Annotated in this window: 12 protein-coding genes; 5 read left to right on the top strand and 7 right to left on the bottom strand. The window is 43.3% G+C overall.

Going from position 1 to position 15570, the window contains the following annotated elements; translation table 11 throughout:
* Positions 1-10 precede the first annotated feature (10 nt).
* Both KP803_RS13830 and KP803_RS13825 read right to left on the bottom strand, forming a co-directional pair.
* The gene (locus tag KP803_RS13830; protein ID WP_248009435.1) at positions 11-1036 is read right to left on the bottom strand and encodes an acyltransferase family protein; all 1026 of its coding nucleotides are present in this window, start codon (positions 1034-1036) and stop codon (positions 11-13) included.
* Between the two features lie 160 nt (positions 1037-1196).
* A complete protein-coding gene (locus tag KP803_RS13825; protein WP_248009434.1) occupies positions 1197-2153 on the bottom strand; it encodes an AEC family transporter in 957 nt (318 codons plus the stop codon).
* Positions 2154-2272: 119 nt separating this feature from the next.
* On the opposite strand from KP803_RS13825, the gene KP803_RS13820 reads away from it, so the two are divergent.
* The 3 genes from KP803_RS13820 to KP803_RS13810 all read left to right on the top strand — a co-directional run bounded on the left by KP803_RS13820 (position 2273) and on the right by KP803_RS13810 (position 5377).
* On the top strand, positions 2273-2863 hold the full coding sequence (locus KP803_RS13820) for a TetR/AcrR family transcriptional regulator (protein WP_248009433.1): 591 nt from the start codon (positions 2273-2275) through the stop codon (positions 2861-2863).
* A gap of 83 nt (positions 2864-2946) precedes the next feature.
* The gene (locus tag KP803_RS13815; protein WP_248009432.1) at positions 2947-3798 is read left to right on the top strand and encodes an alpha/beta hydrolase; all 852 of its coding nucleotides are present in this window, start codon (positions 2947-2949) and stop codon (positions 3796-3798) included.
* 190 nt (positions 3799-3988) lie between these two features.
* Complete coding sequence (locus KP803_RS13810; RefSeq protein WP_248009431.1) at positions 3989-5377, top strand: SLC13 family permease; 1389 nt, start codon at positions 3989-3991, stop codon at positions 5375-5377.
* Positions 5378-5506: 129 nt separating this feature from the next.
* Here the strand turns inward: KP803_RS13810 and gnd are convergent, their stop codons facing one another.
* The 5 genes from gnd to KP803_RS13785 all read right to left on the bottom strand — a co-directional run bounded on the left by gnd (position 5507) and on the right by KP803_RS13785 (position 10765).
* Positions 5507-6955, bottom strand: coding sequence for a decarboxylating NADP(+)-dependent phosphogluconate dehydrogenase (gene gnd / locus KP803_RS13805; RefSeq protein WP_248009430.1), 1449 nt, complete (start codon positions 6953-6955; stop codon positions 5507-5509).
* 26 nt (positions 6956-6981) lie between these two features.
* Positions 6982-7698: a 6-phosphogluconolactonase gene (gene pgl, locus KP803_RS13800; RefSeq protein WP_248009429.1), complete on the bottom strand. Its 717-nt coding sequence runs from the start codon at positions 7696-7698 to the stop codon at positions 6982-6984.
* On the bottom strand, positions 7695-9197 hold the full coding sequence (zwf, locus tag KP803_RS13795) for a glucose-6-phosphate dehydrogenase (protein ID WP_248009428.1): 1503 nt from the start codon (positions 9195-9197) through the stop codon (positions 7695-7697). Before zwf ends, pgl begins: the two co-directional genes overlap by 4 nt.
* Positions 9198-9400: 203 nt before the next feature.
* Positions 9401-9934, bottom strand: a complete 534-nt coding sequence (locus KP803_RS13790) for a GNAT family N-acetyltransferase (protein WP_248009427.1) — start codon at positions 9932-9934, stop codon at positions 9401-9403.
* A 177-nt stretch (positions 9935-10111) separates the two neighbouring features.
* Positions 10112-10765 (bottom strand): DUF2057 family protein, encoded by a 654-nt coding sequence (locus tag KP803_RS13785; RefSeq protein ID WP_248009426.1) that lies wholly within the window; start codon positions 10763-10765, stop codon positions 10112-10114.
* Between the two features lie 481 nt (positions 10766-11246).
* On the opposite strand from KP803_RS13785, the gene KP803_RS13780 reads away from it, so the two are divergent.
* Positions 11247-12644, top strand: coding sequence for a tryptophanase (locus tag KP803_RS13780; protein ID WP_248009425.1), 1398 nt, complete (start codon positions 11247-11249; stop codon positions 12642-12644).
* A gap of 363 nt (positions 12645-13007) precedes the next feature.
* On the top strand, positions 13008-15551 hold the full coding sequence (locus KP803_RS13775) for a glycosyl hydrolase family 18 protein (RefSeq protein WP_248009424.1): 2544 nt from the start codon (positions 13008-13010) through the stop codon (positions 15549-15551).
* Positions 15552-15570: the final 19 nt, after the last annotated feature.

Below are 15570 nucleotides of genomic sequence, written 5' to 3'. Positions count from 1 at the left end.
GTGCGCTTTGTTAGCGGAAGAGCACTTTTTTAAGTGGTGTTTTCTCTAACCCTAGAACGAATAGGCCAGTAAGTAAAACTGAGCCAAGCCAGACTGTTAGATCTCTCGCACCATTTTCTAGCTCATAGAAACCAGCAACGTTAATCATGATAATGATGATAAGCATATGGCTTACATAGACCGAGAGAACACGCTTTGACAGTGCAAAGACAAGAGGTGAATTTCCGAGATTTGGCTTTGATAATAACCAGAAAAAACAGCCCGTAGCCCAAACAGCAGTGCCAAACAGGAAGTCATTGGCGTTAAATAATTGACCTAAAGAGTGTAAGTACCAAGCTTCGCCCATATGAACAAATAGACCCAGAAGTGCAACCATTAGTGATTTTGAGCTACTCCAGTGAATATCCTTCTGACGAATGACAAAACCAATCGCTACCATCAAAGTGGCAAAAAATGGCCCGTTTCGAGTAAAGAATGGCGGCTCTAGTTCTGTAATGGTTTGATAGCTTCCTGCCAACACGCCATAAATGTATAAAATCACAGCGATCGGAATAATCAGTGATGACTGCTTACTTTGAACAAGAAAAGCGATGATGGCTATTGCACTTATCAAGGCTGGAATAAACCATAAATGAACAAGCCCTCCTTCAAGTAAGGAATTAAAAGGAGCACTCATTAAATAGCTCCAGTAGCCGGTTCTTTCTGCAATATAGCCGTGCTCCATAACAACACCAAGATTAAATGGCATTACTAGGCTCAGAATGCTCCAAACTAACCAAACTCTAATCAGTGGCTTTGAGTATGACTTGAGTGTCTCATATGGGGCAGAAGTTAACTTTGGTTGAATGAGATAGCCAGAAATCAGGAAAAACAGTGGAACGGCAAAGCGTGTGGCTTGGTTGAAAATATAGCCAAACCAAGGTTCATCATTATAGTGTAAGTAGCCAAGAAAAAGTTGGCAGTGCATAGAGAGAATAGCCAACATTGCGACGACACGTCCAAGTTCAAAGCTGGCAATTTTATTTGTAGAAGACATAGTAAGTCAGTGTAGAGTGAATGAACTGATAACTTATCAACTAATTAAGCGATGACAAGCTCTTAGATCACTTTGTTGTTGTTTTTGCTATCTACTTTGCTTTTCTTTAGGTGGTCAAGAAATAGTGGCTTTACTATTGCTAGGCCAAATCGTTGTTAGGCTAAATAAGCGCAAGTGAAGAGAGGATAAAAATTCCAGCAGTACAGGTAATCAGTGATAACACTGTGGTCAGTGCAATGATATTGGCGGCAAGAATCGCATTGCCACCCATAGCTCTTGCCATCACATAACTAGCTGCTGCGGTTGGTGCCGCTGTCATTAAGAAAATAAGCCCTAGTTCCAGACCTTCAAAACCAAATGCCAACGCTGCCAGAGTGGCCGTTAAAGGGGCAAGAACCAATTTAAAGCAGGTAGCAAACCAAGTTGGTAACTTATCGTGCTTAAGAGATTGGATATTAAGCGACCCACCAGTGCAAAGTAGAGCAAGTGGCAGAGTCATATTTGCAAAGTACTGCCCTGCATCAATCACCATTTTTGGGATTGGAATAGAGAGTAAGTAGGCGGTAATTCCGAGTAAAATTGAAATAATTAAGGGATTACGGGTAAGGGCTTTCCCTATGACTGACAAGGCTTGTGGGCCAACCCCTTTCTCTGTGGGAGATAAAGCGATAACGGCTTGAACATTATATAGCATCGTTGTTGAAGCGACATAGATGGCCGCTAGTGCAACGCCGGAGTCGCCATAGATATTCGCAACATACGCCAAACCAATAATGGCGGTGTTCGCCCTAAACCCCCCTTGAATGATCACGCCTTGATCTTTTGGATCGCGAAATGCTTTTTTTGTGGTCACCGTGGTGAAAATAAAAAACAGCACATTAATAATAAACCCAAAAACAACGAGGCGACCACTGGTCGAAAAGTCATGTTCAGACTGAACGATGCTAAGAAATAGCATTGTAGGTAAGGTCACTTGAAAGACGAGTTTTGAGGCGACATCGATGAAATTTTCATTGATGAGCTCAATGCGTCTAAGGAACACACCAAGAAATAGCATTAAGCAAATAGGGCCTGTTATCGATGCCGAAAAGGCAAGCTGCTCGAGTAGTGTGTTCATAGTTGACCTTGATAATATTCTTTTCCCATTGTGCCTAGATTGTTAAACGATTAAAATTTAATTTGCAAAAAAGTACGAACGTGCTAAATATAAACAGGTAATGCATTGTGGTGGTGAATATGAGCAAAGGAAGAGTTACTAAAGAGCATATTTTGAGTACGGCATTTGATTTAGCGAGCGTCAACGGGTTAGAAAGTTTGACCATTGGAGCGCTAGCAAAAGAGTGCGGTATGTCAAAAAGTGGTCTATTTGCTCATTTTAACTCGAAGGACAATCTTCAAGTTTGTGTTCTTGAATACGCTAACCTGACCTTCACACAGCGTGTTATTGCTCCAGCTAGAGCACAAACAGACATTAGTATTGAAAAAAAACTGACGGCTTTAATGGATAACTGGTTGAACTGGAACCATTCATTTCAAGGCAGTTGTATGTTTTTGGATGCTTGGAAAGATACACCAGCAACACCAAGCGAAACTCAGGTTGCACTGAAGAAAACGATTTCGACTTGGATAAATTATTTACAGATCCAAATTGAGAAAGGAGTTGAAACTAAGGAGTTTCATCAGGATCTTCAGCCGAGTCAGGCGGTATTTGAACTGTATGGACTCTACTTGAGTGCTCACCTTTTCTATTCAATTCGTGGTGAAGAGGCAAGTTATCAGCACTTTTGGTGTGGGGTTCGAAGACTACTGTCTCAGTGGAAAGCGTAACAAGCTATTTATTTTCAATAATTTAATTTATTACATTCTAAAAAAGCACGGTCGTTCTTTAATGGCAGTGTAAAGGAGTTAACATGAGTGACAAGATCTATTTCAATACATCAGCAAAGTTTAGTGTTAAACGCAGTTTGCTGAATTTGACTACCCGTCTACATCACACGGTAGCCCCAAAACACGCTAAAAAAACCGCAAGAAAGCTACTGTTGACTCCTGTGAGAAGTAAACCTAAAAATACTGAACCTGAAGGGTTGGTTAAAGGAAAAGTAGACTGGCCTGGTGGCGAGCTAAAAACCTACACCCTTGGCTGTGGTCCAATATGGGTGCTCAGTCATGGTTGGTCAGGAACGGCGAGTCAGTTTTTTCCTTTAATGGAACATATTGCCGGTCGAGGGTACACGGCATTGGCATACGACCATCCTGCACATGGTAACAGCGACGGTGCCTATGGTCATATCCCTGCTTTTGTACGGGGATTAGAAGCTATCCTAGACAGTTTTGACGAAGAATTGGCTGGCCTTATTGCTCATAGTATGGGGACGGCATCGTCACTAGAGTGCCGCCATCGAAAGGTTCAACAGTGTCCGATGATTTTAATTGCTCCGGTGTTGGACTACCTAGATAACTTATTTGGTAGCGTGGCTCGCTCTGGGTACTCCATGCGTTTATTTGAAGAAGTCGTCTCTGAAATTGAAGATCAATACCACTACCCGCTTCAATCGATTGATCCTTTTAAAAAATTAGGTTTGCGCGAATCGAAAACAATCATTGTTCATGATGAAAAAGACAAGTTTGCCGACTTCTCTGTATCTGTACGAGCGGATACTGAATATAAAAATGTCACATTACGCGCGACGAAAGGGCAAGGTCATGGAAGGGTAATGACGAGCCAGGAAGTCTTAGATAGTTTTGACAGTTTAATGAAGTAAATTACAGTTCTATCGGTTAAATAGGCAAGAATAGTGATGGTGAATTTATTTTAATTCTCTAATTATTTCAGCGTGTTAATCATAAAAACCTTTCTTATGATGTGGTTAACAACTTAACCAAATAAATCATATAAAACGTTATTTGTATGTAAGCATATTGTTGTCGCACGCCCTTTAAGGAATGATAACAATGAATAGAAATGACAGTATGCCACTCCCTTCCAACACTAGGGAGTGGTTTTTAAATCGCAATAGCCTCATCATAATTTCAAATATCGTTTTGTGCCTCTTTATGTACAAAACATTGCCGTTTGATCCGCAGGTCGTATTGGGCCTGAGCATGCTGTCGTTTATCGCAATACTGTGGTTAACAGAAGCTCTGCATGTCACGGTGACGGCTATCCTTGTTCCAATTCTCGCCGTGTTATTTGGTGTGTTTGATACACAAACCGCACTGAATAACTTTTCTAATTCGATCATTTTTCTATTTCTAGGTGGGTTTGCACTAGCTGCGGCTATGCATACTCAAGGACTTGATAAAGTGATTGCTGATAAGGTGCTGATTTTAGCGAAAGGCCGAATGAGCGTTGCGGTATTCATGTTGTTTGGCGTTACTGCAGGTTTATCTATGTGGATAAGCAATACGGCAACGGCGGCTATGATGCTTCCTTTAGTGCTTGGTGTTTTGAGTAAGGTAAACTCTGAATCTGGGCACAAAACGTATGTGTTTGTGCTGCTCGGTATTGCGTACAGCGCCAGTGTTGGTGGCATCGCTACCATCGTTGGAAGCCCGCCAAATGCAATAGCGGCGGTAGAGGTAGGCTTGTCATTTACAGAGTGGATGAAGTTTGGTGTCCCTGCGGCGATGATTCTATTGCCTGTGGCTATTTTGGTTCTTTACTTGGTGATAAAGCCCGATTTAAAAGGTGATTTCGAATTGAACCACAATCCGATTGAATGGGATAAAGGTAAGGTCGTCACATTAGCCATTTTTTCCGCAACGGTACTTTTATGGATATTTAGCAAGCCGATTAATGCCATGATTGGGGGATACGCTAAGTTTGATACCATTGTTGCCCTAGGGGCCATTGTAATGGTGAACTTTGCTCGAGTCGTCCACTGGAAAGATATTGAAAAAACCGCTGATTGGGGTGTTTTACTCTTGTTTGGTGGTGGTATTTGTTTAAGTAACGTTCTTCGCGCTACCGGTACCAGTGTGTTTCTGGCTAATGAACTCAGTGGGTTGATTTCTTCACTTGGTATCGTTGTTATCATTTTGGTTGTGGCGGCATTTGTGGTCTTTCTTACTGAGTTTGCGAGTAATACAGCAAGTGCAGCGTTACTGATCCCAGTCTTTGCCACCGTGGCTGAGGCGTTTGGTATGTCGCCAGTTATTCTTTCTGTGCTGATTGCTGTCGCGGCTTCTTGTGCCTTTATGTTACCTGTCGCGACGCCACCTAATGCGATTGTATTTGGTTCGGGTCATATTAAGCAAAACGAGATGATGCGTGTCGGCATAATACTCAATATTGCCTGCATCGCAGCGCTAACCTTAATAGCCATGCTGTTTTGGGCCTAGCGAGTAAAGTGTTGATTATTAGCTCGCCGAATCTAAATAAGAGGAAGCGAAGTAAACGGAAACAAAAGAAAACCCGATAAAACAAAAAGGATGCCAATTGGCATCCTTTCTTATTAGGTATACGAGTAATTAAACGTCGTAAGTTGTCGAAGCAGTATCACCGCCTGTACCAGTCCAGTTTGTGTGGAAGAACTCACCACGTGGACGGTCAGTGCGCTCATAAGTGTGAGCACCGAAGTAGTCACGCTGAGCTTGTAGAAGGTTAGCAGGCAGACGAGCCGTAGTGTAACCGTCTAGGAACGATAGTGCAGAAATAGTACATGGCATTGGAATACCAGACTCTAGCGACTTCGCTGAAACCTTACGCCACGCCGCTAGGCTGCTTTGTAGGATGTTCTTGAAGTATTCATCAGAACCTAGGAATGCAATCTCTGGGTTCGCTTCGTATGCATCACGGATGTTGCCTAGGAAAGCAGAACGGATGATACAACCACCACGCCACATTAGAGCAACGTTACCGTAGTTAAGATCCCAACCATTTTCGTTCGACGCTTCACGCATTAGCATGAAACCTTGAGCGTAAGAGATGATCTTAGAAGCCAGTAGCGCTTGACGAAGTGCGTCAACCCACTCTTGCTTATCACCCTCAACAGGAGTCACTGTTTTCTCGAACAGAGCTTCAGCTTCAACACGTTGGTCTTTAAGTGCAGACAGGCAACGAGAGAATACAGACTCAGAGATTAGAGTTAGTGGGATACCTAGGTCTAGTGCGTTAATACCTGTCCACTTACCAGTCCCTTTTTGGCCTGCAGTGTCTAGGATTTTCTCAACAAGTGCTTCACCGTCTTCATCTTTGTAGCCAAGGATGTCCGCAGTGATTTCAACTAAGTAGCTGTCTAGCTCAGTCTTGTTCCAATCAGCGAATACTGCTTGCATTTCGTCAGCAGACATACCTAGGCCATCTTTCATGAACTGGTATGCTTCAGTGATTAGCTGCATGTCACCGTATTCGATGCCGTTGTGTACCATCTTAACGAAGTGACCAGCACCGTCGTTACCAACCCAGTCACAACAAGGCTCACCAGCGTCAGTTTTTGCAGAAATACCTTGGAAGATTGGCTTAACCGCTTCCCAAGCTTCAGCCGCGCCGCCTGGCATGATTGAAGGACCGAAACGAGCACCTTCTTCACCACCAGATACACCAGTACCGATGAAGTGGATGCCTTTCTCACGACAATGCGCTACACGACGGTTAGTGTCTGGGTAGTTAGTGTTACCACCATCAATGATGATGTCGCCTTCGTCTAGAAGTGGGATTAGGTTTTCGATGAACGTGTCTACAACGTCACCAGCACGAACCATAAGCATCACTTTACGTGGCGCTTCTAGCTTCTCAACTAACTCTTCTAGAGAGTAAGCACCAACAATGTTAGTACCTTTAGCTGGGCCTTCTAGGAACTCGTCTACTTTTGCTGCAGTACGGTTGTGAGCAACAACTTTAAAGCCATTGTCGTTCATGTTTAGGATAAGGTTTTGGCCCATTACTGCTAAGCCAATTACGCCGATATCACCTTTCATTTTTTATTCTCCTTACTGCTTCGCGATTAAGCGATAGCACTTGCTGCATTTGAATCTAGGAACCACTCTGTTTCGCCAGTTTTTGACTGAATTTTCGCTGCCGGATAAGGCAACTCTGAAGCAGGGGTTGTGTGAATTTCTTTTACGATCTCAACTTTACCTGCGCCAAGCACTAGGTAGCTGATTCGTTTCGCGGCTTCTAAAACTTTCGCTGTTTTAGAGACGCGAATTTGACCAGACTCAGGATGAGAAGCCAAAACAGATAGGTTCTCATCTTGGTAGTCTGTCACATTTGGGAACAGTGATGCTGTGTGGCCATCTGCGCCTACACCTAACAAGATCCAATCGAAAACAGGCGTGCCATCTTCAGTTGGGATAACGTCAGCCATCTCTTTAGCAAAACGCTCTGCTTCAACTTTAGGCTCGTCTTCACCACGAATACGGTGAATGTTTTCAGCTGGTAAGTTAACTTGGCTGAAAAGAAGCGTATTTGCTTCCCCATAGTTGCTTTCTGCATCGTTAGGTGCAACACAACGCTCGTCGCCCCACCAGAAGTGAAGGTTGTTCCATTGAATACCTTCCGCATAAGGTGCCGCTGCTAATAGCTTGAACAGCATCTTAGGCGTACTACCACCAGAAAGAGAAATATGAACTGGCGAACCAAGTTCACTATACGCTTTCATTTCATTGGCTAGGTTTTCTACAACTAGCTCAGGTGTTGCAAAGATCTTATGGTTGATCATAATTCGCAATAATCCGTGTCAGTTAAGTTTTTACATGGGAAGCGCCAAGAGCGATTGTCTCTTTGAAGAAGATCGTGCGCCTCTTGAGGGCCCCAAGTTCCGCAAGCGTAACCAAAGAGTGCTTGAGGATCTTGTTTGAAGTCTAAAATTGGTTGAACGTATTTCCAACACGCCTCTACGGCATCGGTACGTGCGAACAATGTCGCATCGCCATTTAATGCATCAAGAAGAAGACGCTCGTAAGCCGTTAGCATTTGAGTCTCAGGCAGATCAGAGTAAGAGAAGTTCATCTTCACTTCTTTGGCATTAAAGCCCGCGCCTGGCTCTTTTAGCCCGAAGCTCATCTGAATACCTTCATCCGGTTGAATACGGATAATCAGCTTATTCTCAGGTGCATTTTGACCGAAGACAGGATGCGGCGTGTTCTTATAGTGGATAACGATTTCGGTGACACGTGTTGGTAATCGTTTGCCTGTACGAACGTAAAAAGGAACACCATTCCAACGCCAGTTGTTGATGTATGCTTTCAAACCGATGTAAGTCTCGGTACGAGAGTCATCCGCTACACCTGGCTCTTCACGGTAGCCTAGCAGGTGTGAACCACGAACGTCTGAAGCGGTGTATTGACCTAATACTAGGTTGTTACGCAAATCATCTTCTTCAAGTGGTTTTAAACACTGAAGCACTTTAACCACTTCATCACGAATAGAGTCCGCATTGATCTGTGCCGGTGGTTCCATACCTACCATTGCTAGTACTTGTAGCAGGTGGTTTTGGAACATATCTCGAACAGCACCTGAGCCATCGTAGTATCCGCCGCGCTCTTCAACCCCTAAGAATTCTGAACCTGTGATTTCAACGTAATCAATAAAATTACGGTTCCATAAAGGTTCAAACATGGCGTTGGAGAAACGAAGAACCAGTAGATTCTGAACGGTCTCTTTACCTAAGTAGTGATCAATTCGGTAAATTTGGTGTTCTTGGAAGTGATTATGTATTTCTGTATCGAGATTTTGCGCTGACTCTAGATCATAGCCAAATGGCTTTTCAATGATCAAACGTCGCCAACCATTAGACTCATCATTCAAGCCATGAGCTGCTAGATTTGCTGGAATAACACCGTATAAGCTTGGCGGTGTTGCAAGATAAAACAGGGTGTTGTGGTTCTCAAATTGATACTCTTTTTCTAGAGAATCAAGTCGAGTCGCTAAGCGAGCGTAATCATCAACATCCGAGGTATTAATGGCTTGATAGTGAAGCTTCTCGATAAATGCATTGAGTACTTCAGGTTCGGTTTTTTCCATTTCCTGAAGTGAATGCTTTAGCTTTGAACGATATGACTCGTCGCTATAATCCGTTCTGCTCACCCCTAGAATCGCAAAAGATTCTGGAAGCTGATTATTTGCATAAAGGTGGTATAAAGCAGGTATCAGCTTACGATAGGTAAGGTCACCAGAAGCACCAAAAATGACAATGCTGCTGTTTTCAGGTATTACCATCATCTTTCCTTTAAGAATTAAGGCGTAAATATGGGCGCACAATACCAGTATCGCATTCTAATTGATATTAGGATTTTCCTATTGTTCTCATCGTTAAAAGTGATTGATTTAAGCGAGTAATGTAAGTTGTTCTTTCTCCAATAAAAATCAACACTAATTCAGAGCAAAATGATTTTGATCAAATTCGCCAGATTTCACGTACCTTATTGATTTCGATGAATTCCATACACCGCATGGTCTAAAATTTGATCGCCGATTTTTTCTTGATTGGTGATAGTTCCTTCCAGTGTCATACCGACTCTTTTAGCGACCGCTCGACTTGTTCGGTTTTCGGTCGCCGCTGATAGCTGTACTTTTTCCATGTCTAGCTCTTCAAAAGCGATCGAAATGAGCTTTTCTACAACCCGAGTGATGATCCCTTTTCCTTGTTCTTGCTTTGAAAGCCAATAACCGATTTCTACCTTTTTTAGGCAGTGATCAATGCTATTAAAACTGCAATTTCCAACAATCTTATCGTTATAGATAATTGCGCAAGTCATTGACTTTCCGTCTGCGTAGTCATGAAGTGATCGTTGTATAAACAGGCGAAAATCTTGCTCTGTTTGGCAGTACGCTGGCCAAACAAGCCATTGGGATAAATAGTCGACTTGTTCACACACTAATTCGGCATAGTGAGCAGCAAAAGATTCTTGAACTAAAGCAAGTTTGATCTCGTCATCAACAGCGTAGTTAAACATGATGTATCTACCATTTTAAACAATGAAAGCATGACGCTAGCAAAGTCTCAAATGGGTGGCTATATGCATCTATCTAAATTGAGAGGGTGGGGGAAGTGGATTACATTGGGATCGGATCAGGGTTCTAAAATATTGAGCGCTCAGATTTAGTGGTGACACTGAGCGCCTATTTATATATTACTGGTTAATGTGCGCTTTGAAGCGAGCTTTTGTTTCAGCATCCGCTTTGTCATACCAGAAGTGAAGCATCTCTTCGGCAGTCGCTGAAGACGCCGATGTTTCAGGAAGTTGTGCTGGCACTGGCTCTGGTAATGTCGCAGGGAGCACCGCAGCCGCCCCTGCCGCGATCGCTGCTATTCCGCCTGCTCGGTTGTAATCTTCAACTTCGCGTTGATAGTCACGACCAATCTGCATGCCATCTTTCATCAGTTTGTCTTGCTTTACTTCGATAGCTTGATCTGAAGAATCTACTAAAGCCCAATCTAGGTCTTTAATCTGTGCTTGCGCTTCTCTTTCGTTACGGAAACGAGGAAGTGAGAACGTCAGCTCTTTATCTTGCGCTGTGAATGTCGCAATGATGGTATCGCCTTCAATAGAAACTCTATCGTTACTCTTGTCAAAATAGACGTTATGACGAAATGCAATTTGGTTTTCACCATTGGGTAGCGTGAGTGTTTTATTAGACGAGAAAAAGCCACCAGAAAGCTCAGGCTTCTCACCATTGGCGATATAGAGATCGATATTGTCTGGAATTTGAACCGTAACATCAGCAAAGGCAGCTTGGCTAACGAGTAGAGCGCAAGTACAGGAAAACGTTTTTAGTAATTTCATTAGTTATATCCTAAACATGAGGCTTGAAAATGACTCACAAGAGATTGCCTAGTATGGGGACTAAAGGCAATAGGAGTATGTGAGAAGAATGAAAATTTAATTTGAATTTCACATAGGGAGCGTCGCGCCTATATTTAATCTCGATGTGTTAGCTTGCTAATAATTTGGCGTATAAATATTAGAGTGCAATGTATTTGTGCTGGATATCACAGATGATGGATTGATTACTGCGCTATAGTTTAACTATCACACGCAAGCATGGAGGTAGCGCTATGAGTCATTATAATCAGTTTGATAGCAAGTTAGTGTTGTCACCTTGGTATAACCTTGATTACTGCTTGTCTCTTCTTAACAAACAAAACCGTTAATTCCTTTCTATTGGTGCAAAGCACCTATTTGTCTCGTTTAGCAATTTAGTTTAAGGCAGCGTTGCCCGCTTTTGGCTACCTGTTTTACTACGTGAAATAGAAAGGAAATAAGTATGAAACGTATTCCAGAACCATTCCGTATCAAGATGGTTGAACCCATCAAAATGACTACTTATGAAGATCGAAAAATCGCACTGAATGAAGCAGGGCTCAACCCTTTTCTGCTACGCAGTGATGATGTCTATATCGATTTATTGACCGATTCGGGTACCGGTGCGATGAGTGATCACCAGTGGGCGGGTTTAATGATGGGCGATGAATCGTATGCGGGCAGTCGTAACTACTATCATTTGTGTGATGCCGTTGAGCATTTTTTCCGTTACAAACTCACGGTTCCCGCCCATCAAGGTCGAGGTGCAGAGCAGATTCTGTTTCCAGCTTTGATCGAAAGAATGCGCCATGTTAGAGGTGGAGATAATCCAGTTTTTATTTCGAACTATCACTTTGATACAACCGCTGGGCACATTGAGCTTAACGGCGGTAAAGCAATCAATGTATTAACCAGTGAAGCGTTTGATACAACGACGACTTACGACTGGAAGGGGAATTTCGATCTCGTTAAATTGGAGAGTACCATTGCAGAGTATGGGGCCAAAAATATCTGCGCCATAATTACAACGGTCACTTGTAATAGTTCGGGTGGGCAGCCTGTCTCGATGGAGAACATGCGTGCTGTTTATGAAATAGCGAAGGAAAATGATATTCCGGTTGTGATTGATTCCGCGCGTTACTGCGAGAATGCTTATTTCATTAAGCAGAGAGAGTCGGGGTATCAAGAGAGTACTATCTTAGCGATCATTCGCGAGATGTACCAATATGGTGACATGTTAACGATGTCAGCGAAAAAAGATCCCTTAGTTAATATTGGTGGTCTGTGCTGTATACGAGACCACGAAGAGCTTTTTCAAGCGGTACGAACTCGATGTGTTCCAATGGAAGGCTTCGTCACCTATGGCGGAATGGCGGGTCGAGATATGGAAGCGTTAGCTCGGGGTCTGTATGAGGGAGCTGATGAAGATTATCTTCATTATCGAATTAGTCAGGTAGCCTATTTAGGTGAACGATTAAAAGAAGCAGGTATTCCGATTCAAGACCCAACGGGTGGGCATGCGGTATTTGTGGATGCGGCAAAGATTTTGCCACATATCCCACCTGAGCAGTTTCCTGCACAAGTTCTGTGTAATGCTTTGTACCTTGAAGCAGGAATAAGAGCGGTAGAGATAGGCTCGTTGTTACTTGGGCGTGATCCTAACACTGGTGAACAGAAAGAATCGGAGCTTGAATTGATGAGGTTAACGATCCCGAGGCGGGTCTATACCAATGATCATATGGATTATATCGCCGATGCGATCATTGAACTTGCAAAAAATGCCGCTCAGTTAAAAGGGTTAGTGTTTGAATATGAACCCCCAGTGCTTAGGCACTTTACTGCTAAGTTTCAATCTCTCTAATTTCCCCTTCAATTAACGGTTTCAACTAACATTCATTATTTAGTGAGTGAATAAAGTTGAAGTGATAGCTCTTGTGAATGGTTCGCAAGGGCTAAATTTCCTGACTCAATATCATATTTAGAATGTAACAATCTGCTAACATTTGTATATTTTTTATTCATCACTCGAAAATCATTTTATTTTTTCGCCTTAATAATTAAGTTTCTCGAATACTGAAAAGGATGTTCTTCAATTTCCAAGTTGGAAACAGAATGTTTGGCGCAGAAAGAAGCGAAGATAGCTGAAATGATTAAACAGTTGAAAAACTGGGCAATAGTAGTCGCGCCGATAACTTTATTGAATTATTCAAGGAAAGATAACGATATGAATCGTATAACTATGTGCGCAGCTGGTGTTGCTATGAGCCTATCGGGCTTAGCGAATGCTGCCCCAACAGCACCGAGTGTTGATGTTTATGGGTCAAACAATCTACAATTTTCGAAGATTGAGTTGGCGATGGAAACCACATCTGGCTATAACAGCATGGTGACTTACCATGATGAAGCAGACATCACGATTAAGTTCAATCAGTGGAGTGGTACAACAGGTGACACATACAAAATCTATTTTGATGGTGTAGAGGTCGCAACAGGCCCTATATCTGGCGGTCAAACAGCTGCAAACTTCAAATACCCATCCGGCGGTTTATTCCAAATGGAAATTGAAGCCTGTGATGCGACAAGCTGTAGCAAAAGCTCTGCGGTAGAAGTGACGATTGCTGATACCGATGGTGCACACTTGGCACCGCTTGCAATGAATATTGATAGTAACAATAAAACTTATAATACGGATCCTAACACAGTAGTAGGTACTTACTTTGTTGAGTGGGGAATTTACGGCCGAGAGTATACGGTTGACAATATTCCAGCAGACAATCTGACCCACATTCTTTACGGCTTCATTCCTATTTGTGGTCCAAACGAATCGGTGAAGTCTGTTGGTGGTAACAGTTACAACGCGCTGAAAACGGCGTGTCAGGGCGTTAACGATTATGAAGTTGTTATCCATGACCCATGGGCAGCGTTTCAAAAAAGTTTTGCTCAAGCAGGGCATGAGTACAGCACACCGATCAAAGGTAACTACGCGATGATGATGGCGCTGAAACAGCGTAATCCTGCTCTAAAGATCATTCCATCAATCGGCGGCTGGACCCTATCTGACCCATTCTTTGATTTCACGACGAAGGCGAACCGAGATACATTTGTTGCGTCTGTTAAAAAGTTCCTTAAGACATGGAAGTTCTATGATGGTGTCGACATTGATTGGGAATTCCCTGGTGGCGGCGGTGCTGCTGCAGACTTAGGTGACCCTATTAATGATGGACCAGCGTACATTGCACTAATGGCTGAATTACGTGCCATGCTTGATGGACTTCAAGCTGAAACGGGTCGTACTTATGAACTCACATCTGCGATTGGTGTGGGTTACGACAAAATTGAAGATGTAGATTATGCCGATGCTGTGCAGTACATGGATTACATCTTTGCGATGACTTATGACTTCTATGGCGGCTGGAATAATGTACCAGGTCACCAAACAGCGCTTTACTGTGGCTCGTTCATGCGCCCAGGTCAATGCGATGGTTCAGGGGTTGATGCAGAAGGCGTTCCTTATAAAGGCCCTGCATATACAGCGGATAATGGTATTCAGTTACTACTTTCTCAAGGTGTTCCAGCGAACAAGTTAGTCGTAGGTACCGCGATGTATGGCCGTGGTTGGGAAGGTGTCACACCGGATACATTAACGGATCCAAATGATCCAATGACAGGAACGGGTACTGGCAAACTAACAGGCACAACCGAGCAAGGCGTATGGGAAGACGGTGTCATCGATTATAAAGGCATTAAAACTCACATGTTAGGTGCTAGCCACACGGGTGTTAATGGTTTTGAATATGGATATGACGAGCAGGCTCAAGCCCCTTGGGTTTGGAATCCGACATCAGGAACCTTGATTACCTTCGATGATGATAAGTCAGTTAAAGCAAAAGGTGCTTATGTACGTAGTTTAGGTCTTGCAGGTCTGTTCTCTTGGGAGATTGATGCTGATAACGGTGATATCTTAAATGCGATGCATGAAGGTTTAGCCGGTGGAACAACCGACCCTGTAAACCGTAAGCCAACGGCGAGTGCTGGTGTGGATCAAACTGTAGTTGGACCTGCTTCAATCACGTTAGATGGCAGTGCTTCAAAAGATACCGACGGCTCGATTGTAAGTTACCTATGGGAACAAACATCAGGCTCTGCGGTAACACTATCGAATGCAAGTACGTCAATTGCAAGTTTTGACGTTGCAGAAGTGACCCAATCTCAGGTATTCACCTTCACTTTAACTGTGACTGATAATGAAGGTGCAGTTGCGTCTGATGTCGTTCAAGTAATGGTTAATCCGGTGATTACTGAGCCAGTTAATACAGCGCCAGTGGCCGTTATTACGGGCCCTACTCAGGCTAATGCGGGGGATGTGGTTGTTATTGATGCATCAGGCTCGACAGATACTGAAGGCGATAGCTTAACGTATACGTGGAGTGTACCAGCTTCAATCGGTGTAACTGTTGATGGTGCAACCGTTAGCTTTGTGGCTGCTGAGTACGCTGTAGATACAACGTTGAGCTTCTCTGTATCAGTGAGCGATGGTCAACTTAGCTCGGAAACTTCTGCTAGCGTATTGGTACTTAAAACGGTATCGGGTGGCGGAACATGTACTAACCTTTGGGAAGCAGGAGCTGTCTACACGGGAGGTCAACAAGTGACATGGGCTGGAAAGGTCTATGAAGCGAAGTGGTGGACAACCAATGAAGACCCATCGAAGTCGGGCCAATGGGGTGTATGGAAAGACCTTGGCGCTGCCGATTGTACGGCAAACTAATACAGACCCTACACTCAAA

The organism is Vibrio amylolyticus (assembly GCF_023145695.1).
GTDB classification, from domain to species: Bacteria; Pseudomonadota; Gammaproteobacteria; order Enterobacterales; family Vibrionaceae; genus Vibrio; species Vibrio amylolyticus.
Note: the sequence above shows the minus strand (reverse complement) of the source record. Positions and strands in the feature narration are given on the sequence as shown.